General features: G+C 38.3%; 16 protein-coding genes and 4 pseudogenes. 6 read left to right on the top strand and 14 right to left on the bottom strand.

Annotated features, from left to right (window positions below):
• Window positions 1-35: 35 nt before the first annotated feature.
• From PN838_RS06360 to PN838_RS06340, 6 genes are all read right to left on the bottom strand, one after another.
• The gene (locus tag PN838_RS06360; RefSeq protein WP_272180065.1) at window positions 36-518 is read right to left on the bottom strand and encodes a GGDEF domain-containing protein; all 483 of its coding nucleotides are present in this window, start codon (window positions 516-518) and stop codon (window positions 36-38) included.
• Window positions 519-571: 53 nt separating this feature from the next.
• The gene (locus tag PN838_RS06355) at window positions 572-940 is read right to left on the bottom strand and encodes a hypothetical protein (RefSeq protein WP_272180064.1); all 369 of its coding nucleotides are present in this window, start codon (window positions 938-940) and stop codon (window positions 572-574) included.
• 300 nt (window positions 941-1240) lie between these two features.
• Window positions 1241-2113, bottom strand: coding sequence for a LysR substrate-binding domain-containing protein (locus tag PN838_RS06350; protein WP_215962732.1), 873 nt, complete (start codon window positions 2111-2113; stop codon window positions 1241-1243).
• Between the two features lie 1715 nt (window positions 2114-3828).
• On the bottom strand, window positions 3829-5175 hold the full coding sequence (locus PN838_RS06345; RefSeq protein ID WP_272180063.1) for an MATE family efflux transporter: 1347 nt from the start codon (window positions 5173-5175) through the stop codon (window positions 3829-3831).
• A 53-nt stretch (window positions 5176-5228) separates the two neighbouring features.
• Window positions 5229-5309 (bottom strand): hypothetical protein, encoded by an 81-nt coding sequence (locus tag PN838_RS26115; RefSeq protein WP_334313485.1) that lies wholly within the window; start codon window positions 5307-5309, stop codon window positions 5229-5231.
• On the bottom strand, window positions 5291-6091 hold the full coding sequence (locus PN838_RS06340) for an AraC family transcriptional regulator (RefSeq protein WP_334313295.1): 801 nt from the start codon (window positions 6089-6091) through the stop codon (window positions 5291-5293). Before PN838_RS06340 ends, PN838_RS26115 begins: the two co-directional genes overlap by 19 nt.
• Window positions 6092-6494: 403 nt before the next feature.
• Here PN838_RS06340 and PN838_RS06335 point away from each other — a divergent pair, with 403 nt between their 5' ends.
• Window positions 6495-6701 carry a ParD-like family protein gene (locus PN838_RS06335; protein WP_215962699.1) on the top strand — a complete coding sequence of 69 codons (207 nt, stop codon included), beginning with the start codon at window positions 6495-6497 and terminating at the stop codon, window positions 6699-6701.
• Window positions 6694-7469: pseudogene (gene map / locus PN838_RS06330) on the top strand (type I methionyl aminopeptidase). The gene PN838_RS06335 and the pseudogene map (PN838_RS06330) overlap by 8 nt, the downstream one beginning before the upstream one ends.
• Before the next feature lie 1215 nt (window positions 7470-8684).
• On the opposite strand, the gene PN838_RS06325 reads toward map (PN838_RS06330), so the two are convergent.
• From PN838_RS06325 to PN838_RS06315, 3 genes are read right to left on the bottom strand one after another with little or no spacing between them, the layout of a single operon-like run.
• Complete coding sequence (locus PN838_RS06325; protein ID WP_215962701.1) at window positions 8685-9653, bottom strand: hypothetical protein; 969 nt, start codon at window positions 9651-9653, stop codon at window positions 8685-8687.
• A gap of 9 nt (window positions 9654-9662) precedes the next feature.
• The gene (locus PN838_RS06320) at window positions 9663-10190 is read right to left on the bottom strand and encodes a PhnD/SsuA/transferrin family substrate-binding protein (protein ID WP_272180062.1); all 528 of its coding nucleotides are present in this window, start codon (window positions 10188-10190) and stop codon (window positions 9663-9665) included.
• Window positions 10187-10546: a hypothetical protein gene (locus tag PN838_RS06315; RefSeq protein ID WP_272180061.1), complete on the bottom strand. Its 360-nt coding sequence runs from the start codon at window positions 10544-10546 to the stop codon at window positions 10187-10189. The genes PN838_RS06320 and PN838_RS06315 overlap by 4 nt, the downstream gene beginning before the upstream one ends.
• A 255-nt stretch (window positions 10547-10801) precedes the next feature.
• Here PN838_RS06315 and PN838_RS06310 point away from each other — a divergent pair, with 255 nt between their 5' ends.
• From PN838_RS06310 to PN838_RS27070, 3 genes and pseudogenes are all read left to right on the top strand, one after another.
• Window positions 10802-11671: a S1/P1 nuclease gene (locus PN838_RS06310; protein ID WP_272180060.1), complete on the top strand. Its 870-nt coding sequence runs from the start codon at window positions 10802-10804 to the stop codon at window positions 11669-11671.
• A 71-nt stretch (window positions 11672-11742) separates the two neighbouring features.
• Window positions 11743-14916 (top strand): TonB-dependent receptor, encoded by a 3174-nt coding sequence (locus PN838_RS06305; protein ID WP_272180059.1) that lies wholly within the window; start codon window positions 11743-11745, stop codon window positions 14914-14916.
• A 113-nt stretch (window positions 14917-15029) separates the two neighbouring features.
• A pseudogene (locus PN838_RS27070) lies at window positions 15030-16413 on the top strand (alkaline phosphatase).
• 212 nt (window positions 16414-16625) lie between these two features.
• Here the strand turns inward: PN838_RS27070 and dapD are convergent.
• The 5 genes and pseudogenes from dapD to map (PN838_RS06270) form a co-directional block, all read right to left on the bottom strand.
• Window positions 16626-17470, bottom strand: a pseudogene (dapD, locus tag PN838_RS06290) (2,3,4,5-tetrahydropyridine-2,6-dicarboxylate N-succinyltransferase).
• Between the two features lie 31 nt (window positions 17471-17501).
• Window positions 17502-18074, bottom strand: a complete 573-nt coding sequence (locus tag PN838_RS06285) for an ACT domain-containing protein (RefSeq protein WP_272180056.1) — start codon at window positions 18072-18074, stop codon at window positions 17502-17504.
• Window positions 18075-18096: 22 nt separating this feature from the next.
• Window positions 18097-18939, bottom strand: coding sequence for an HD domain-containing protein (locus PN838_RS06280; RefSeq protein ID WP_272180055.1), 843 nt, complete (start codon window positions 18937-18939; stop codon window positions 18097-18099).
• Entirely contained in the window at window positions 18927-20114 is a 1188-nt protein-coding gene (locus PN838_RS06275; protein ID WP_272180054.1) for a [protein-PII] uridylyltransferase family protein, read from the bottom strand. Before PN838_RS06275 ends, PN838_RS06280 begins: the two co-directional genes overlap by 13 nt.
• 68 nt (window positions 20115-20182) lie before the next feature.
• Window positions 20183-20974 carry a type I methionyl aminopeptidase gene (gene map, locus PN838_RS06270; protein WP_215962705.1) on the bottom strand — a complete coding sequence of 264 codons (792 nt, stop codon included), beginning with the start codon at window positions 20972-20974 and terminating at the stop codon, window positions 20183-20185.
• 287 nt (window positions 20975-21261) lie between these two features.
• Between map (PN838_RS06270) and rpsB the strand changes: the two are divergent.
• Window positions 21262-21982: pseudogene (gene rpsB / locus PN838_RS06265) on the top strand (30S ribosomal protein S2).
• Window positions 21983-22067 lie beyond the last annotated feature (85 nt).

The following is a 22067-nucleotide window of genomic DNA, read 5'->3' as shown; positions in this document are numbered from 1 at the left end:
TTTGTCTAACATATTGTCCACTTGTTAAGGCGCCACTACTTGATTTCGGCCCATTTTTTTGCCTTATATAGGTTTTGGTCAGCACTCACCAACAATGAATCTAAAGTACTCGTTTCATGAATTGTTTTAGAAACCCCGATAGAGGTCGTTAAATTGATATTGTGCCCGTTACAGCTCAGAACTTGCCCGTTGATTACTTTCAAACAACGATTGGCAACCCCTTTTGCGTTGGTAGCGTCGGTGTTTGGTAACAACAAGGCAAACTCTTCCCCGCCTATTCTGGCAAATACATCATAGGGGCGTAAACACGTTTTGATCCTTTCAACAAATTCTTTTAGTACTTCATCACCAGCTGCATGCCCGTACTTGTCGTTTATTTCTTTGAACAAATCTAGGTCAAAAATTAACAGTGTCAGTGGTGTACCGTACCTTGTACTTCTGTCTATTTCAGTCTCAGCCAATTCGCTGAATTGCCGACGATTGTAAATACCGGTTAGAAAATCTGTCGAAGCAGCCATACGGAGCTGTTCCTGGGTATGTTCTAACTCAAATTGCAGCGATTTGTTCGAAGTTATGTCGGTCCCATGTAAAAAAGACAGTCCTCAACAATAAATTCAGACACCTTAATCCATCGGCCATCATACAAATCAACTTCAAACGTTCTAAAGTTATCTGACCTTTGCTTGGATTCTGCCGCCGCTAACCATTCATCGATATTGTCGGTTTCGATTAGTATCCCTCTTTCTCTAGTAAAACAACTACGTACTATAGTAGAAAAAGTTTGTCCGATTATATCTTCAATTGGCGCATCAACAAAGCCAGCAAAAGCTGCGTTGCAATAGATGTATCTATTTTTACTATCCGATAGCGCAACAATGTCTTTACTGTTATGCAGCGCTTGTGACATTAATTCGGAAACGGTTGAGTTCTTTTTATCCATTATAAAACAGGTTGGTGGACGTAAACTTTAGTCTAGTGGGCGTATAGCGATATGTCTATATTAAAAATACAGTTCCAAAGTCGTGTTTATCAAACATAAAGACATTTGAGCCTTTTTCCAGCGATAAAGCGGTTGGTCTATTTAAATTTACTGTTTGAGGAAGGTGTTGATATGCGTCTTTGAAATGAGCTTTGGATCAGTTTTGAGTCTAGTTTAAGTGGGAGGTGGGAGGAATAACATATAATCATTGCTAAGGCCGCATATTCGGTTGGCAATGATTATGTTTGTTGTCTTTTCTACTTATTTTGCAAAAGACGTTAGCATCCATTGAACAAATACATCGAGCTCATCTCTTGACGCATGCCAATCATGTTGGATTAAGTAATAGCGGTCTCGAGTATGAAGTTGCTTTTCAAAAAGAGGCATAATGACCCCTTCATCAAACCAACTTTGGCTAATCGGTAACGGTACTAATGCTATGCCTAGGCCCTGTTGAGCTGCACGTGCTACTGAAAACATACTGTCAACTTGGACAATTCGTTTAGGATCGAAATCATCAACGTCGTTTTCACTGGCCCATTGATGCCACGACCAAGGGCGAGATTGATGTAATATTAGTGGCGCTTCGTATAACGCTTGTTTGCCTAATGGCTTTAATTTTTGGTAAAGCGCTGGGCTACATGCAGGCATATAACTTACGGGAAATAGCTCATATGTAAGTGCGTCTGTTGGTTTTGATGCCGCAAGTACTATGGATAGGTCCGTTTCTTTTTTGTTTTCAGAACGAGACTTTACCGTTTCAAGTTGCAAATTAATATTTGGATTTTGATCTGACCAATGACTTAATTTTGGAACAAATAGTTCGTTCGCAAAAAATTCGGGTAATGAAATACTAATTACCGAGTTTTCTGTTTCTTCACTAAATTTTTCAATTGTACTTTCAAGCTGCTCTATAACAGGTGCAATAGCTTGATAAAAATTTATACCATCACGAGTCAATTCAATTGCTCGAGTTTGTCGTTTAAAAAGCTGTTTAGACAACTGCTCTTCTAACAATCGGATTTGATGACTGACCGCTGAAGGTGTTATGTGCAATTGCTTTGCTGCATGTTTAAAACTTAAACATCGGGCTGCAATACAGAACGAGCGCAAACCACGAATTGGGGTTTGAATAGACATAGGACGTCCTTAAATAATTTTCAAGTATACTTTAGTTATAAGATAGCAAGGCCTAGGCCAAACTTTAGGTGTTTGAATTTAAAGGGAAATATATTATAGGTAATCATCGGACGTGATATTTGCACCAGTTTGGTGAGTATTAAATTAATTTAAGTTATGTATATGTCCAAAAGAGGGATGCACTGCCAGACAATCTTAATGAGAGAGTTGTGATTAGTAGCAAAGGGAATTGCTGAGAGTGAGGATATAGGATCTTTGATTTGGTAAATTTTTGGCAAAAAAATAGGCTCCCTAAAAAAGGAGCCTTAAAATTAGTTACCAAATAAGGTTAACTACAATCAACAGGGTAAGAACAAACCCGAGGAGGCATGAACTTATGTATTAGAGTATAGACTCTTTACTCTAATTGTAAAGCGGTATTTTGAAATATTTCTACAAAAGTGTAAATAAATAACAAAACAACGATATTTTCGACAATTTTATCTTTATTTTAATTGGTAGATGCTTTGGAATTAACGAATAGCGCCCGCGGGCAACATGAAATAAGGGAATAAGTAAGCAGGGAAGGCAAAAAAGAGGCCACTTCAAAAGAGTGGCCTTAAAATTAGTTACCAAATATGGCGAACTACAATCAACAGGGTAAGATCTAAACCTGAGGAGGGTTAAGAACTTGTGATTAGAGTATAGAGTCTTAACTCTAGTGTCGAACGCATTAATTTAATCTAATGGTTTATATTTTTTCATGTGTAAAATTAAAAAAGAGGCCACTTCAAAAGAGTAGCCTTAAAATTAGTTACCAAATATGGCGAACTACAATCAACAGGGTAAGATCTAAACCTGAGGAGGGTTAAGAACTTATGATTAGAGTATAGAGTCTTAACTCTAGTGTCGAACGCGTTAATTTAACCTGATGGTTAATGTTTTTTCATGTGTGATATTAAAAAGAGGCCACTTCAAAAGAGCGGCCTTAAAATTAGTTACCAAATATGGCGAACTACAATCAACAGGGTAAGATCTAAACCTGAGGAGGGTTAAGAACTTGTGATTAGAATATAGAGTCTTAACTCTAGTGTCGAACGCGTTAATTTAACCAGATGGTTAATGTTTTTCATGTGTGATATTAAAAAAGAGGCCACTTCAAAAGAGTGGCCTTAAAATTAGTTACCAAATATGGCGAACTACAATCAACAGAGTAAGATCAGAACCTGAGGAGGGTTAAGAACTTGTGGTTAGACTATAGAGTCTTAACTTTAGTGTCGAACGCGTTAATTTAACTCGATACTTAAATAATTATTATCTATGAGATTTAGAATCTAACTCTTGAAATTAAGGTGTTTTTGTACCAAAGCAAACGTCATCAATTTTTGGTTAAAATTGAACTACGCAACATTTACCAAATGTTTAACATTAGTTTGAGTGCCCATCAGGCAATACCATTGGGAGTCAGTTAGTGTTTGTCAAAGCGTTTAAAATAACGATAAGCAGAACCACTCTTATGCTTAGCAACAACTAATAATTGTATTCACGATGCCCTAGCAATCTATCCTAATAGTGCTTGCAGAGGTAGCGTTTGCAAATTGAACTTTTAAAATAAGTCATTTTACATCGCTATTGCACCTCAGAAAATTAGCTGTTTATATTTTTAACTCAAAATCAACGGGCCAATCGAGTAGCACTTTTATTATTCCTTAAAAAACAAACCAAACGGATTACCTGATTTTTGGCGACGTTGATATAAAACGGTTACCGTCAGCAACAATGCCAAGAATTCCGCACTTGGGCCAGCTAACCAAATGCCTTTTTCGGCAAACAAGAGTGGCAGAATAAAAATCAACGGCAGGGTAAAAACGTATACTTTTGCTAAGGCGTAAAATAGCTGCTCTTTTTGCATCTCCCATCGCTTGGAACACAACTCCAATCATCATCAACGGACCTAATAAAAACAAGGCTGATGACATAATAGGTATAATACGTGCGACTTCTGCAGTTACACTTATATCGCTAACAAACACGCCACCTAACTGGTTTTTAAGTAGCCATACAAATAATTGGCAAAATGCACAATAAATAAAAGCGATGAAGATGGCGATTTTAATTGCACTGTTTGATCTTAGCCATTCTTTTGCCCCTATGTTATTGCCTAAAATGGTTTGAAACGCCATGCTCAAGCCTAACAATGGCAGAAAAATAAACGTCATAATTCGGGTGATAATGCCATAAGCTGCCACAACCATGCTGTAGTTTTCATTACTCCAAATTTGTAAGTTATATAAAATAAAGGCAGAAGAAAGCGCGACACCAACATAAGACAAACTCGTTGGCGCGCCTAACGCCAAAAAGTCGGCCCATAACTTACGGTTCGCAGTAAAGCGCACAATAGACACCTTTAACGCGGTTTTACTGTAACGGCGAAATAAGTACACAGCAAACAGTGATAAGGTTTGCGCTAACAAAGTACCGTAAACAGAACCAACTACGCCCCAGCCAAGCATCGCAATAAAAATGTAGTTAAATATAATATTAAAGAATACCGATAACAAAGGCACAACTGCCATAAAAGACATTTGTCCTTCACAACGTAAGCTGTCGCTATTGATAGTGAGAATAAATAGCAATGGTGAGAAAAATATCATTAAAGATAAATAATTGTAACTCATGCTAGATAAGCTCGCTGAACCATTATTAACAAACAACACCAATTGTTCACCGCCGCCTAAAAACAGTAAAATCAGCACCATGCTAACAAACATTGATAGTGTCATTGCTTGGCTATAGGCCGATATAGCTTGGTCCGTTTTATTGGCGCCCAACAGCCTTGCCATCACACTTGAAAAGCCCGCAGACACCCAGCTTGATAAAGCCACCAGTAACATAAAAGCAGGAAATACTGAGGTAACGGCTGCAAGTGCATGTGCTCCAACATATTCACCTAGAAAGTAAGCATCAACTAATGAGAACGAACCATTGACCAACATCATTAAAATTATAGGTGCGGCGGTTTTCATAAATACAGACGGTAACGAACCGACAAGAAACATGTTTTTAGAATGGGGCATTATTTAAGTCCTAATAGTATAAGTCTCGTAAGAAAAAGGCTCGTAAGTAAAAACTATTTAATTGGTAGATAAATATCAGTGATCACTTCATGTTCGGGCACGTCGTGGACAAAATTTACATAATGGAAAAACACGGGAAAATCTCTGCATTGTTCACCACTCGTTGGTAACCATTGTTGATATAAATAATAAACCCCTTTTTTAAGTCATCGCGATGCCCAATATCACGAACAACGGCGCAACGTCCTGCTGGAATAATTTTATTTACTACACCGTATTCGTTTTCTGGAATGTCTGCTTTTACTGAGCCGCAGAGATCAAAATGAAAATCTTCTGCTTTTACTACATTAGGATCAGAGTAAGGAATGCCGTAAGTATTACTGGTTTTAATTGGTGATAACTTGCTTGCTTTGCGCCAAGCAATAAACTTCATTGATGTTTGATAGTGGAGTTTAGGGTCACCATAATGCGCCAATGCAGCTATTTTTTGCTCTTCAAAATAAACGACTTTCACATCCATTTTATGTTCCGTTTTATCAATTAACTGTAGGGTCAATGTATCCGTTTTATCGTGCCAGTTGAGCCACTTTGGGGACTTTCTAAACTCAGACGGACTTTGTCCAAACTCACGTTTAAAGGCTCTTGAAAACGCTTCGGCACTTTCAAATCCAGCCTCAAAAGCAATATCGATAATTTTAATGTCAGCTTTAAATACCAACCTAAAAGACGCTCGCTTTAATCGTGACATCTGAATAAACTTAATTACACTAAGCCCGGTATATGCCGAAAAAACACGATGAAAGTGAAATTTAGAAAACCCCGAAACCGTGCTTAACCTGTCTAATGTTAAGTCATCATCTAGATTCTGATTAATGTAATCACATACTCTAAAGAGGTTTTGTTCATAGTTATTCATTTGACTAAACTTATCCCAGTGTTTTACTCATTTTTCAGTATTGAATTTTATGCGTTGTACAGTTTTATTAATCTTAAGCAGATTTTACATGTTGCCGTAAAAAAATATTGACTGAGATTGCTAATCAGTAAAACAAAATAATTAACTAAGGTGGGTAAGCCGTTAATCCGTTTTTGGTTTTTCCCCTAATTAATAGTTTTCCCAGTGACCTAGGTGAGCCAAATGACCATGTCTTTTAGTCAGATGAAGGCGTAAGTAACTGATTGTTATAGATGCCGAACCTATCAGCCAAATTGACATTATTTTCAATAGTTGTCTTAACGAATCAAATATGAAACAAGTAAATTGACACTTATTTTCATGGAGTATATGATTCGAATACAATTTGTATACGGAACGTATAATGGGAATAGTTAAAATATCTGATCAGTTACATGATGAAATTAGAAAGTCTAGCAACGTCATGTCTAGATCAATCAACTCACAAGCTGAATTTTGGATAAAAATGGGTATGCTTGCAGAGCTAAATCCAACACTTACCTTTCATGAAATCATTAAAAGTCAATTGCTTAAAGAAAACCTTGCTATTGAAGGGTTATTGCATGAATAAAACAGTGATAAAAACGGAAACTGAAATTAACTTTATGAGAGAGTCTGGTAGGCTTCTATCTAAAGTATTTGCAATGCTCGACGACTTTATTTGTGAAGGTATAACAACGTTAGATATTGACTCCAAAGTTGAAAGTTACATTGTTAATGAATTAAAGGCCCGGCCTGCAAGTAAAGGGCAATATGGTTATCAGTATTCACTCAACTCTTCGTTAAATGATGTGGTATGCCATGGCGTACCTAATGATAGGCATATTTTAAAAGCCAAAGATATTTTAAATATTGATATCACCTTAGAAAAAATGGTTATATCAGCGATTCAAGCAAAATGTATACTTTCAGTGCAACAAGCGCTGAAGCGAAACGATTAGTTAAAACCACTTACGAAGCAATGTGGGAAGGTATTAAGGTCGTAAAACCTAAAGCTACGCTGGGTGATATTGGTCATGCCATTCAAAAGCATGCAGAATCTGCGGGTTACAGTATTGTAAGAGAATATTGCGGCCATGGCATTGGTAAAGAGATGCACGAAGAGCCGCAAGTTCTCCATTATGGCAAACCTCATTCAGGTTTTGTTTTAGAAGCAGGAATGACTTTCACTATAGAGCCAATGATCAATCAAGGTTCAAAGAAAATAAAAACTAAAAAAGACGGTTGGACAGTAGTCACGCGTGATAAAAAACTTTCTGCTCAGTGGGAGCATACGATTTTAGTTACACAAACTGGTTATGAAGTGCTAACCCTTCGTGAAGATGAAATACTATTATAATGGATAACCTATGCCGTTAGCTGCTCAAATCTAATGCTGCTTATTGCTTAAAGGTATGAACTTCGGTGGTTGACTCAATATCTTTGTTCAAATCACAAATCACAAACAGCTATGCTTGTCACAGTCCAATTTGATAAACATTGTTAATGTGTAGACTTATATCAATAGCAAATTGGTTTCGTGCTTAGATACTACTAATTGGATGCTAGCTATGAAGTGTTTAGTTAATTATTAGAATGAAGGGATAAAAAAGAGGCCACTTCAAATAAAGTGGCCTTAAAATTAGTTACCAAATTCGGCGAACTACAATCAACAGGGTAAGATCTAAACCTGAGGAGGGTTAAGAACTTGTGATTAGAATATAGAGTCTAAACTCTATTGTCGAACGCGTTAATTTAATTCGATAGGTGAATTATATTCATTTATTTGGGTAAAAAGAGGCCACTTCAAATAAAGTGGCCTTAAAATTAGTTACCAAATTTGGCGAACTACAATCAACAGGGTAAGAACTAAACCTGAGGAGGGTTAAGAACTTATAAATAGAGTATAGACTCTTTGCTCTATTCACTAGCGTTATAAACTAACGTATTAAGTTAATTTATTTCACTTGTTGACTAAAAATAACAGGTCCCTATCGCAATCTAAGCCAGACAATCATATTTGAATACATTATTAGCAATTAAAGCAATCCATCGGTTTACTAACTATTCAGTTACAAATACAAGGTATTTGCTCTAATAAAAAGAAATGTGAATACGTTAGTCAGCGCTAAATCTCAAATATAACATTATTGTGTAGTCATTCTAGCGGCATAGTGATATCTGCATTTAATGACTTCTTGTTCATTTCCACACGACCCACGTGTTTGTCAAATCAGTTAATTAACCATAAAACAAGTTTGCGCGCAAAATCTCGATTTTAATTATTTTTGTCAGAATAAACACCGTATTGGGGAAAGGGTATAGCCGGCGTATTTATTTCATCTAATGGGTTATTTAATTTGGTGTGTCTAGCAATCTAATTATTGTTATCTTCTTCTTGTCTCATTGATTCATTTAAAAGGGGAACAATAGAAAATCTCATACCCCTGTTTATAAGTTGCAGATAAGATTTAGGACAGAAATTGTCATAGTAGTTAAATGTAGATTAGTGGTTACACATTATATTGTTGTCTTTATATAACGTGCAGTTATTCGGTTTCTACTTTTGGTATGACTAACTACCAAGTACTTTAACGACTTCTTGATTAATTTCAGTTAATGCAAAGTTATGTGCTTTCGAACGTGAACCCTCACCGACGGCTTTTTTAGGGTAAACATAGTCCTTTGTTTTAATGTCATCGCCATATAACTCGTCGAGTGCTGCGCGTATTTCACTCAGTGTTTTTTCAAGATTTGAGGCAAAATTTGGGCGTTTTCGAATTGTGTGGCCCAGCTCGATAAGACGAGAAAAATATTTACGACACAGCTGGCTAAATTCATCCGGGAGATCTTTGTTTGGGTTTAGTGATTTCTCCGGATACTTTAAACAGTATTCGACAAGCGACGCGTAAAAACAGAGTGGCTTATTAGCTAAGGCAACTTGTACACCTGTTACCGGATTTACTAGCACTTTTTGATGTAAGTCTATTTTTAACCTGCAGGGATCGATGTCTATGAAACGTTCTTCGGCAACATTTTTAAGTGTTTTTTCACTATAAAATATGTAGATAGAGGCAATAAATATGGCAATAAAAAATGGCCATAAACTGATAAAAGAAAATAAACTTATCGGAGGATGCACTACTATTATATAGGTGTCGTTATTAATGCCAGTTAAAACAAGATTGTATTGTCTTAGTTCGGGATCCGCAGCCGTGGCTGAAACCTCAACCCCAACAACTCTAATAGGATAGTGTTTGTCGATTAGGATCTTATTTAATTTGGCTAAGTATCGGCCCCCTTCAGTGCCATCTTCTATATATATAGGCAATACATCAAAGTTATGAGTTAAATCCATTGCGATACGTTGCTTTATTTGGTTTTCAGCATTTATAACATCGACTTGCTCAGATTGAACGTAACCTATTGTGTAAGCACCTTGAAGCACAAATAGCGTTGGTATGAACCATAAATAAAAGCGTCGAGTTAAAAATATGTGTTTTATCGCACCAAAATCTAAGGTGAATCTGGAAATATTCGCCATGTTATTGATTTAACTCCGAATCGTTTTTTCCACATTACAGTGGGCAAAAGGGATTAGATTGAGACTTTTATAATAGTTTTGAGACTGGCCAGTGGATAATTGCAATAGCATAGATTGGCTAGCACATAATAAGTCATCATTTCGATTTGTCAGTTTGATGTACCAAGAAGAACCACTAACTGGGCTGGATATTGGTACTCGGTAATTTGTTGAAAATAAAGCTTCATCTTCAGCTTGCCAATACGACGAAATAATATCTACATCACCAGAATATAACAAAGTTCGCATTTCTTTATGGCTGCGGGCATATACGATGTCTAACTTTTCGAGTGATAAACCAAGTTCGGTAAATATTTGAACTGGAATGATATGGCCACTGCGGCTGGTTGGGTAATTCAGAAGGGCAATTCGTTTGTCTAAGAAGTAGTTTTTGGTCAAAACTGGACGTTCTTTTCGGGCGATTAGATAGGCTTGATATTTAGGATAACTTGCAATTTTTGTATACCCATGAGTTTCTTCAGACTTGAGGGCACTCATGATGTTTTCTTTACTAAGGCAAGATCGGCAATCCCTTTCCCAATGATTTGCAACGTATGGCTATCATTGATATGCCAAAAAGATTTAACGCTGCCAAACTGTTTGTTGATGACTTTGTTGTTGCATGCAACATCATTTAGCATGCTCGCAGCTTCTTTGCCGCCACTAAAAATAAAAAACTGTTCTTTATTATGTGTGCTTGACGTCAGACATTTTTTTGTTTCAACAATTAAATTAGGTATTGACGTGGGTAAATTGCCATTAGTTTTGCCAGATATCCACCAAGTGAACATCGAAAATAGACACAAAACTGTCACATACCAACTGGTTTGAGCTCTATGCTGTGATTTGTTCATAATAATTTTTTCATTGGTAAATACATGTTTATTTATCGACCGGTAAAATTACTTTTAGTAATAAGTAAGTTTATTTTAGCACTGTAACATTATGATTTTAAAGTTTTATTACAAGGGGATTATGAATTGTGTTAACGCCTTTTTACTTAATCCTGTAACGGTAAAGTGACGGCATGAATTTTTGGTGTTGGTAAGTTGTTGTATTTACTAATGTTGCCAAAATGTTTAAAAATTTAGGCCAATTAAGGAATTATTGTGTTTGCTAATTTAAAATCAACTTTGCCAATACAGCTTTTGAATAAAACGAAAGTAAGTTTAGGCACTGCAGTCTTTATTGCATTGGTATTAGTTATGACGACTTATATACCAAAGGTGAATGCATGGGGGCAAAATGGTCATCGTATCGTTGGTCAAATTGCTTTGAATCATTTGACGCCGGTTGCACTAGAGAAGGTTCTCGCCTTATTGTCAGGTGACCGATTACCAGAAGTCACAACTTGGGCAGATGAGATGCGATCGAACCCAGACGATTTTTGGAAGTATCAATCTTCAAAATGGCACTATATCAGTATTAACAAGCTTACCGACTTTACACCTGAAAAATACAACTTCCCATTCCAAGAAACACCAAAAGATATCTACTCCGCAATCCTTAAAAATATCACAGTATTAAAAGACAAATCCTCTTCTCAAGCCGACAAAGAATTTAACCTTCGCTTTTTGACTCACTTAATCGGTGATCTGCATATGCCTTTGCATGTTGGTCGTAGCGAAGACCGCGGTGGCAATCGTATAAAAGTGAAATATTTTGGTAAGGAAACTAATTTACACTCTTTGTGGGATACGGCATTAGTTGAATCACAAAATCTCTCTTATAGAGAGTTTGCGGACTTTATAGAAACAAATGATCAAGCAGTCATCAGCAAGTATTTAAACTCTGGCGTACAAGACTGGATCACGGAATCATATGAATTTAGTCAAATTGTTTACAACATTGGCGATGGCGACTTTGGTTATGAATACCAATATCAAAATATGCCAATTGTTAAAACGCAATTGTTAAAAGCGGGTATTCGTTTGGCTGGCATGCTGAACCTAATCTTTGACCCGGCCTCAGAGCCTTAAGCAAAAATGCAGTAACAAAAATCCAATAATCACAACTTTGAAGTTAAACAACACTTACTAGGAACTGAAAAATGAAGCTGATTAAACGCAGTGCTCTTGGACTGGCCGTCGCAGCGGCCCTAAATGTTGCACCAGTTATGGCTGACGAAACGTCGTCTGCTATACGTGGTGTGGTAACAGGTAACAATGGTAGTCTCGTAACTGACGCAGTTATTACGATCCTACATGAACCTACCGGTCGTGTTACTACGTTAAAAGTAAACGAAGCAGGTAACTTTAATGCCAAAGGTTTACGCGTTGGTGGTCCATACAAAATCGTTATTGATTCTGATGAATACAAAGATTCTGAAATTAGCGATGTTTATTTGCAAGTTGGCAAAACGTTACGTTTAAGCCCTGTTTTGAATCTAGAAGAAATGGAAACTATTACGGTTACAGGCGCTCGTATTGTGAGTGATAACCGCGGTGGTGGTGCAAGTTTTGGGTTGCGTGAAATTGAATCAACACCTTCTGTTGACCGTGATTTAAAAGAAGTTTTACGTTTGAACCCATTAGTTAATATTGGTGCTGGTTCTGAGTCGCAAATGTCAATTGCTGGTTCAAACCCTAAGTATAATAGCTTTAGTGTTGATGGCGTTCGTCAAAATGATGACTTTGGCCTTAATGGTAACGGTTACCCAACTCAACGTTCTCCGATCTCTATCGATGCGGTTGAGCAAGTTTCTGTAAATGTTACGCCTTTCTCAGTGACAAACTCTGGTTTCTCTGGTGGTCAGGTCAATGCAGTAACTAAGTCTGGTACAAATGAATTTCACGGTTCAATTTTTATTGAAAAGAAAAGTGATGCGTTAGCAGGTGATGTTAAAGACCCGTTTTCTGATGAAGAACGTGATATCACGCCTGAATTTAGCGAAGACGTTTGGGGTTTCACTGTTGGTGGACCAATCATCAAAGACAAATTGTTCTTCTTTACCTCGTATGAGAAGTACGACGCAACGGCACCAATCGAATACGGACCAGACGGTTCTTCAGCGCCTAATTCAACAGATGCAACTGTTGCGAGTTATAACGAAGTTGTGCAAATTGCAAAAGATGTATATGGCGTAGATGCCGGAAACTGGGAAGTTGCTCCTACAGAAGAAGATGAAAAGTTCCTTTTAAAATTAGATTGGAATATCAACGAAGATCATCGTGTTTCTGCAACTTACCAACACACTACGGGTAACAGTATTCGTAACCAATCTTCAAGTGGCAGTGAGTTACGTTTAAGCTCACATTGGTACAATAAAGAAGAAACACTGGATAACTTAAGCGTACATTTATATTCAGACTGGACAATGGACCTATCAACTGAATTTAAAATTGCGTTCAAGAACGTAGAAACAATTCAAGCTTCATCAAGTAAGGCATTTGGTGATATCACTGTTGCTACGGGACTAGATAGTCGCGGCCGTCCAGCAGGGAATATTGCCTTTGGTTCAGACCAATATAGACACGGTAATGAACTAGATAACCAAACGTTAAGTTTGCGTTTTGCTGGTGAATATTTAATGGGTGATCACGTTATTGGTTTCGGTATCGAACATGAATCAATTGACGTTCGCAACTTGTTTGCTCCAGATTCATTAGGTCGTTGGGAATTCGACAGTATTGAGGATTTCCGTAACAAAGAAGCCGCTGAATTTTTCTATTCAAATGCGTACAGTAACGACTCTGAAGACGCTGCTGCAAAATTCAATTTCGGTAGCACCTCTTTATTTATAGAAGATGCTTGGGCGATTACGTCAGACTTTGAAGTTACAGCTGGTCTACGTTATGAAACTATTCATAACGACGATAAGCCTGCTTATAATGAAAACTTTGATAACCGTTATAGCTCAATGGGTATCCGTAATGACGTAAGTCTAGACGGTTTAAGTATCATATTACCTCGTATCTCATTTGTTTGGGATGTTGATTTCGATACTGTTGTACGTGGTGGTATCGGTCGTTTCTCGGGTGGTCGTCCAAATGTTTGGATTTCAAATGCCTATAGTAATGACGGTGTAACATACACTACGTTCAACGACGGTAGCATCGATGATTCACTTTTCTTATCTAATGTAGATATTAAACAAGTACCTACAGATGTCCAAAACAGTTTAGTTGCTGGTGACGGTAACGTGAACGTAACTGACCCAGACTTTGAAATGCCTTCTGATTTGCGTACTAGCATCTCAATTGAACACACGTTTGATATACCTGCTGTTGGCGAAGGTTTTGTTGCAAGTGCTGAGTTTATCCATGTTGAAAAAGAAAATGACGTTCATTGGGTAGATTTAACTCGTAAAGAAATTGGCACAACTGCTGATGGCGGCCGTATCATTTATGAACCAATTGATTATTTGACTGGCGAACGTACTAACCGTTATGACTTAATGTTAACTAATGCAGATAAAAATGGTACTAGTGACATTTTCACTACTAGCCTATTTAAAGCATGGGATAACGGTGTAACGTTAAACATGTCTTACACTAATCAAGACATCACTGAAGGTAATGCAGGCGCTAGCTCTACTGCTAAATCTAACTTCCGTTATGTTCCAGCTGTAAGCAGAAACGTACCGCATATTGCAACTTCTGATTATGAAATTGAACATCGTTTTGTCTTAAACTTAGGTTATACAACTGAGTTTTTTGCAGGCTACGATACTAAGTTCAACTTGTTCTTTGAACGTAAATCAGGCTCACCATACTCGTACACAATGGGTGCATTTAGAGATGGTGACTTAGGTGACCAAAGCTCATTCTACAGTGATGGTTATTACTTACCTTATATTCCAACAGGTGCTGATGATCCTAACGTTATTTTTGACGGTATAAGCTACGAAGACTTTGCTGAACTTGTCGAAAAAAGTGGACTTTCAGGTTACGCCGGCGGTTACGTTCCTAAGAACGTTGGCCGTACACCTTGGAGAACTCGAATGGACTTACATGTTGAACAGGAAGTTCCTGACTTCATGAAAGGTCATAAAGGTTCAATCTACTTCGATGTTAAGAACTTACTTAACTTATTCGACGAAGACAGTGGTTTAGTATTGAATAAACAATACCAAAATCAGGGCATCGTTGATTATGATTTGGATGACCAAGGTCGTTATGTTTACGATGAACCTTTCTATGGTAGAGAAACTGACAATTTTGACCAAATCGTTGTTGAAGATTCTGCATGGTTAGTTAAAGTCGGTATTAAATATCGTTTCTAATTAGTTTAGTGACAATATGATTTGCATCAGCAATTCATAAATTAGAAACTTAGTAATTAAAGCGGCTCATAGTAGAGCCGCTTTTCTGTATTAATCTTAAAGGAATTTTTACCATGTTGTATTTTGGTTTACGTAATAATAAAAATGTTTACGCACGGATTGGAGGTTTTTTATGTATATTATTAGCGAATTCAACAAGCGTTAACGCAGCAAATACGCCAGTAACGTCGGCGGATAAACCGCACAATATTATTTATTTAATTGGTGACGGTATGGGTAGCCCGCATACAACGGCGTATCGATATTACAAAGCAAATGCGCAGGGCAAAGTTCGCGGTGATAAGAGTAAAATACCAAGCACAGAATTTGACAAGCACTTAGTTGGTATGGCGAGCACATACCCAGCTGATGATACACTTGTTACAGACTCGGCAGCAGGTGCTACAGCTCTTGCAACGGGTTTTAAATCTTATAACGGTGCGATAGGAGTCACTCCAGATCAGCAGTCACAATTAACGTTATTAGAGCGCGCCAAGCAATTAGGAATGGCAACCGGTGTTGTCGCCACTGCACAGATAAACCACGCGACGCCAGCCAGCTTTATCGCTCATATCGATCACAGAAAAAATACGATGAAATCGCTGATCAATACATTAGTTCAACTTCAAACAGCGTACTAAATGACACGATAGTTACCGACGTCATGTTAGGCGGCGGTACTAAATATTTTGACCGTGAAAGTCGTAAACTTGTAAAAGAGTTTAAGCAACAAGGCTTTCAGTATATTGATTCAATGTCGGATTTAGATTCTTTGAAAAAATTACCGGTACTTGGTCTTTTTCTGAAGAAGGTATGCCATTCGCGATTGATTCAGAGCAGCCAAATCGCCTAACTGCAATGTCAAAAGCGGCACTTAGATTAGTAGAGAATGCGCCTAAGGGCTTTTTCTTAATGTTAGAAGGTAGTCAGGTCGACTGGTGTTCTCATGGGAATGACATTGCCTGTGCGATGGCAGAGATGACCGACTTTGAAGCCACGTTAAAACTTGCGGTGGATTTTGCTAAACAAAACGGAAATACCACGGTCGTTGTAACTGCAGATCACTCAACAGGTGGACTTACATTGGGTCGAGACGGAAAGTATGTTTGGCAAGCCGAGCTTGTTCACAAAATTAAAATTTCATCGGGTCACTTTGCTAGTTTGGTAAAAGAAGGGCAAAGTGTTAAAGATGTTTGGGAAAAATACATCGATTTACCGTTAGAAAAAGACGAGTTGGCGAAACTTGTTAAAGCGTCTGAGTCTGAAAAACAATACGCACTTTCAAATGCTATTTCTAAACTGACAGCTAAAAAGACTGGCACAGGTTGGACAACCGGCGGCCATACTGGAGAAGATGTTCAGGTTTTTGCGTTTGGACCTCATAAAGACATGTTTGTCGGATTTCAAGACAACACCGACATCGCCAAAAAGCTCTTTAGTCTATTACCGAAAAAATAATAGCTCGCATCTAGCTTATTCGTAGTTTGTTTGCTTGGCTTTCATTGAGCCTTAATAGGCAATAAAAAAATCCAGCGCACTGCGCTGGATTTTTATTTGTAAGACAATAAAGAAACGATGTGTTTCTATATTCTCACCATGTTCCTAATGCATTGAACCTATCGAGATTATTGAGTCGATTCTCATTTTAGCAATGCAACTAGGCCCTTGGATTATTCGTCAATACTGCGTAAAAGGGCGTTAACGCCTACTTTTGCACGTGTTTGAGCATCTACCTTTTTAACTATGATAGCTGCGTATAAAGAGTGTGTGCCGTCTTTTGACGGTAATGAGCCCGGGACCACAACAGAACCAGCAGGGACTCTGCCGTATGTAATTTCGCCTGTTTCGCGGTCATATATACGAGTTGATTGGCTAATATAAACACCCATTGATAGCACTGCGCCTTCTTCAATTACAACGCCTTCAACGACTTCTGAACGTGCACCGATAAAACAATTGTCTTCGATAATTGTAGGATTAGCTTGAAGTGGTTCTAAAACGCCACCAATGCCAACGCCACCTGAAAGATGAACGTTCTTACCAATTTGAGCACAAGACCCCACAGTTGCCCATGTATCGACCATAGTACCATCATCGACAAACGCACCAATATTTGTGAATGAAGGCATCAATACAACATTTTTACCAATAAAGGCACCTTTACGGGCTGCTGCAGGAGGAACGACACGCATACCACCTTGTTTAAATTGCTCTTCTGTATAAGAGGCAAATTTACTGTCAACTTTATCGTAAAATAGCGTCTCGCCACCATCCATAACTTCATTATCGCAAATGCGGAATGACAACAAAACGGCTTTTTAAGCCACTGATGTACAACCCATTCACCGGAGATTTTTTCTGCAACTCGGGCTGCACCTTTGTCCAATAATTCAATCGCTTCTTCCACTGCCGACTTAACTTCTGCTGTAACAGAAGTTGGCGTGATATTGTCGCGATTTTCGAATGCCTCTTCGATCAACGTTTGTAATTGGGCAATGTTGGTTTGTTCAGTCATGTTATTCCTACTTTTCTAGAACGTTAATTTATTAAGATAATGCGTCTTTTAACGCTTCTGATAGCGCTAATTGTTGTTCTTCATTCAACTTCTTATTGTCTGCAGTTGAAATTTTAAAGATGTCTTCAGCGCGTTCACCGATTGTGCTGATCTTTGCTGAATACACCATAATTTGATTGTCTTTAAATACAGTTGCAATTTTTGCAAGTAATCCCGGCGTATCCAAAGCCGTAATTTCCAACATATCGCGATAGTTACTTTTAGCATCCATAAAACGAACACCGACTTTAATCTGAAATTGCTTAATTTGTCGTGGGACACGCTTATTGATTGTTGTTGCACAAACTTCGCCACTGATGATTTTAATCAATAAGTGTTTTATTTCATCGCGACGAAATTCAGAATCAATAACTGCATCGTCTTGATCTAAAACGATAAACGTATCTAGCAAATACCCATCTTTTGTATTCATAACGTGCGCATCGGCGATGTTGACGTTTTTAGTATCAAACGCACTTACGATATTACTGAAAACACCGGCACGGTCTTTAGCATAGACAAAAACCTGAGTTCCGCCTCTTATGGGCCCTTCGCTTACTAGCACTAAAGGCTGTTTACTGCGATTTTTATGATTTAAAAGATGCTCGGTATGCTAAGGCTATATTTCTAGGGGCATGTCGAGAGAAATACAAAGTTCGAAATTGCTTCCAAATATGATGGACTTGCTCTTCGATAATGCCTTTGTCGGCCAATAGGGTTAACGCTTGTTCTTTATGATCTTTGGCTGTTTCACGCATGTCTTTAGCGTTTTCTAAACCTTGACGTAGCGCCCGTTGAGTTGACAAATAAAGATCGGATAACAGTGAGTTTTTCCAGTCATTCCACAAGTTTGTATTCGTAGCGCGTACGTCGGCTACAGTTAAACAATATAGGTGATTTAAACGGGTTTCGTCTTTTACTTTTTTTGCAAAATCGGAAATGACGTCTGGGTCATAGATGTCATTTTTTTGGGCGGTTACCGACATCAGTAAGTGATTGTCCACTAACCATGAAACTAGTCTTGTGTCTGATTTTGGCAATTTGTGTAGGTCACCAAAGTGGGTCGCGTCGATAGCTCCTAGCTCACTATGATCACCGCCGCGGCCTTTACCAATGTCGTGGAAAATACCGGCGATATATAGTAATTCTGGCTTATCTAATCGTTTGAAGATTGCACTACACAACGGAAACTCATTGTTATATTGCGGCTGTGAAAAACGATACAGGTTTTTGACTAATCTATGTGTATGTTCATCAACGGTATAAGCGTGGAATAAATCGAATTGCATTTGGCCAACAATATGTCGCCAATTAGGCATATAGTAAGCTAATACGCTGTGTTTGAGCATTAACGTAAATGCATGACCCATAGAGTTAGGGTGTCGTAAAAACTCCATAAACGCATTTCGGCATTTTTCTAAGTCTTGCAAATCCCCATCAAACGCCGGCGAACGCGTCGGAACAAGCGAATTGTGGCTGAGTGCAGTTTTTCTACCTGTGGGTTTTCTGCGATATGAATAAACATCTTAAAAATGTTAGCTCGATAGAAAAATACGTCTTCGTGGCGTACTAACAAGGAACGTCCATGAATCGCAAAGTCATCATCAAGGACAATGACATCTCTAGTAACACCTAAAATTGAAGAGTTGAATCGTTGTAACAACATTGAATTTAACTCAGTTACGCGGCGCGCAACACGAAAGAAGCGTTTCATCATGCGTTCGACGGATGGTTTGCCATCGTCACCAAAACCCATTAACTCAGCAACTTGCGGTTGATAATCAAACAAGAGTCGATTTTCACTGCGTTTAGCAACGATATGCAGAGCAAAGCGCATTTGCCACAAGTAGTCTTGGCACTCCTGCATTTCTTGATATTCGTCTTGTAACAAATAGTCATGACCGACAAGTTCGGCGACACTTTGAGTATTGTAGTGCTTTTTTGCAACCCAAGAGATAGTTTGCAGGTCTCGCAAACAACTAGGATTGGCTTTTAGATTCGGTTCAAGGTTGTACGACGTTGAGTGATAGCGTGCATGACGCTCTTCTTGTTCATCACGTTTTTTAATATAAAAGTCTTGGCTAGATAGAAATTTTGATTTATTTAATTCAACTTCAAGTTCCTCGAAGTTATGGTTGTTGCCGCAAATTAAACGACGTTCCATTAAGTTGGTTGCAATTGTTATATCGTCTTTGCCAATATCTATTGCTTCTTTTATGGTTCTTACCGCATGACCAACATCAAATTTTAGGTCCCAAAGTGTCGTTAAAAATAAACTTATTTTTTCTTGTACAGCGGGCTTGATTGCTTTTTTGCTTAATAATAATAAATCTATATCTGACTCTGGGTGTAACTCACCACGACCATAACCACCAACAGCAAGTAAACTGATGTCTTCCTCGATATGAAGGTCACTAAGTTGCCACACATTAAGTAGGATAAAATCAACAAAGTCAGAACGTGCGTTAACTAATCTACGAACCGTCATTAACCCAAAATTCTCACGACTCCAATCACCGAACTCCTTCAGGCGAGTTTTATACTCAAGCAGTTGAAACGGCACTGGTAATGGTGACAGTAATTCATTCGGGATCTGTATATTCACGTTTTCGCCTTTTAGGATCGAAAGCGGCTTGCGCCGCCGGGGTTATAGTCTAGTCATGGTAAAACTACTTAGTGTGTAATGATCCGAGGGAAGTCTTCATCATTTCTCAATGTGAGAACTTCAACGCCATTTTCAGTCACAAGTAATGTATGTTCCCATTGTGCCGATAATTTTCTATCTTTTGTGACTGCCGTCCATTGATCTTTAAGCACTTTTAACTTGTGTGTTCCGGCATTAATCATTGGCTCTATAGTAAAACACATGCCAGCCTTAAGTTCTTCGCCTGTTCCAGCCCGGCCGTAGTGCACTACTTGAGGCTCTTCATGGAATCCTTCGCCAATGCCGTGACCACAAAAATCGCGGACTACCGAATATGAATGTTTCTCTGCATGGTTTTGAATGACCTCACCGATATCGCCTAAACGACAACCTGGTTTAACTAACTCAATGGCTTTATAAAGGCATTCTTGGGTAACAATCGCTAATCGTTTCGCCATGATGTTTTCTTTTCCGACAAAAAACATTTTTGACGTATCGCCATGCACACCATCCTTAATTACAGTTACGTCAATATTGACACTGTCGCCATCTTTTAGTGGCTTGTCATCCGGTATGCCATGACAAATAACATGGTTTATTGATGTACAGATACTTTTAGGGAACGGAGGGTGACCATAATTTAATGGTGCAGGGATACAACCTTGCACGTCAACAATATAATTGTGGCAAATGGTATTGAGCTCATCCGTTGTAACGCCGACTTTTACATGTTCACCGATCATTTCCAATACTTCGGCAGCTAAACGGCCTGCAACTCGCATTTTCTCTATTAGTTCAGGTGTTTTAATTATTGCAGCCATAAATTCCTCTTATTATTTTCACAACCTAGATGTTAAAAAATATACAATATTTAACGGTAATTGTTGTGTTTGATTACTCGGGTATGGTATAAAGCGCGCCTTATTTTTACAAAGGTTTTTTGAGTATTTACTTAAATCATTTTTGGATAAGTAAGTAAAACTAACATTAATTTTAAATAACACACATATATCGACACATTCTCCGGGGTGCCAAAACGTTGAAAAACGGTGAGGTCGGATTGGAATGGGATATATGGAGGCCTAACCCCATACAGAGGAAAATTAAAATGGCAAACGTATCAATGCGTGACATGCTACAAGCTGGCGTACACTTCGGTCACCAAACTCGTTACTGGAACCCGAAAATGAAACCTTTCATTTTTGGCGCTCGTAACAAAGTTCATATCATCAACTTAGAAAACACAGTTCCTATGTTCAACGATGCATTAGACTTCATCAAGTCTGTTTCTGCTCGTAAAGGTAAGATCTTGTTTGTTGGTACAAAGCGTGCAGCGAGCGAAGCTATCAAGGAAGCGGCTACTCTTAGCGACCAATACTACGTTAACCACCGTTGGTTAGGTGGTATGTTGACTAACTGGAAAACAGTTCGTCAATCTATCAAGCGTTTAAAAGACTTGGAAGCGCAATCTGAAGACGGAACGTTTGAAAAGCTTACTAAAAAAGAAGCTTTGATGCGTACACGCGAAATGGAAAAGCTAGAAAAAGCTTAGGCGGAATTAAAAACATGGGCGGTTTGCCAGATGTGATCTTCATCATCGACGCAGACAACGAGCACATTGCTATCGCTGAAGCAAATAACCTAGGTATTCCTGTTGTTGCAGTAGTTGATACTAACTCTAACCCAGACAACATCGATTTTGTTGTTCAGGTAACGACGACGCTATCCGTGCAATTCAGTTATACACTTCAGCAGTTGCTGGCGCCATCAAAGAAGGTCGCTCAAACAACTTAGAAGTTCAAGCTGAAGATTTCGTAGAAGCTGAATAATTGTCATAAATCGTTTTTAACGATTTTATTTACGACAATAGTAAGGGGTCATAGTTTCTATGGCCCCGATACCAGATTAAATGAT

Source organism: Psychrosphaera algicola (assembly GCF_028401425.1).
Taxonomy (GTDB): Bacteria; Pseudomonadota; Gammaproteobacteria; order Enterobacterales; family Alteromonadaceae; genus Psychrosphaera; species Psychrosphaera algicola.
This window is presented reverse-complemented; position numbering and strand designations above follow the sequence as displayed.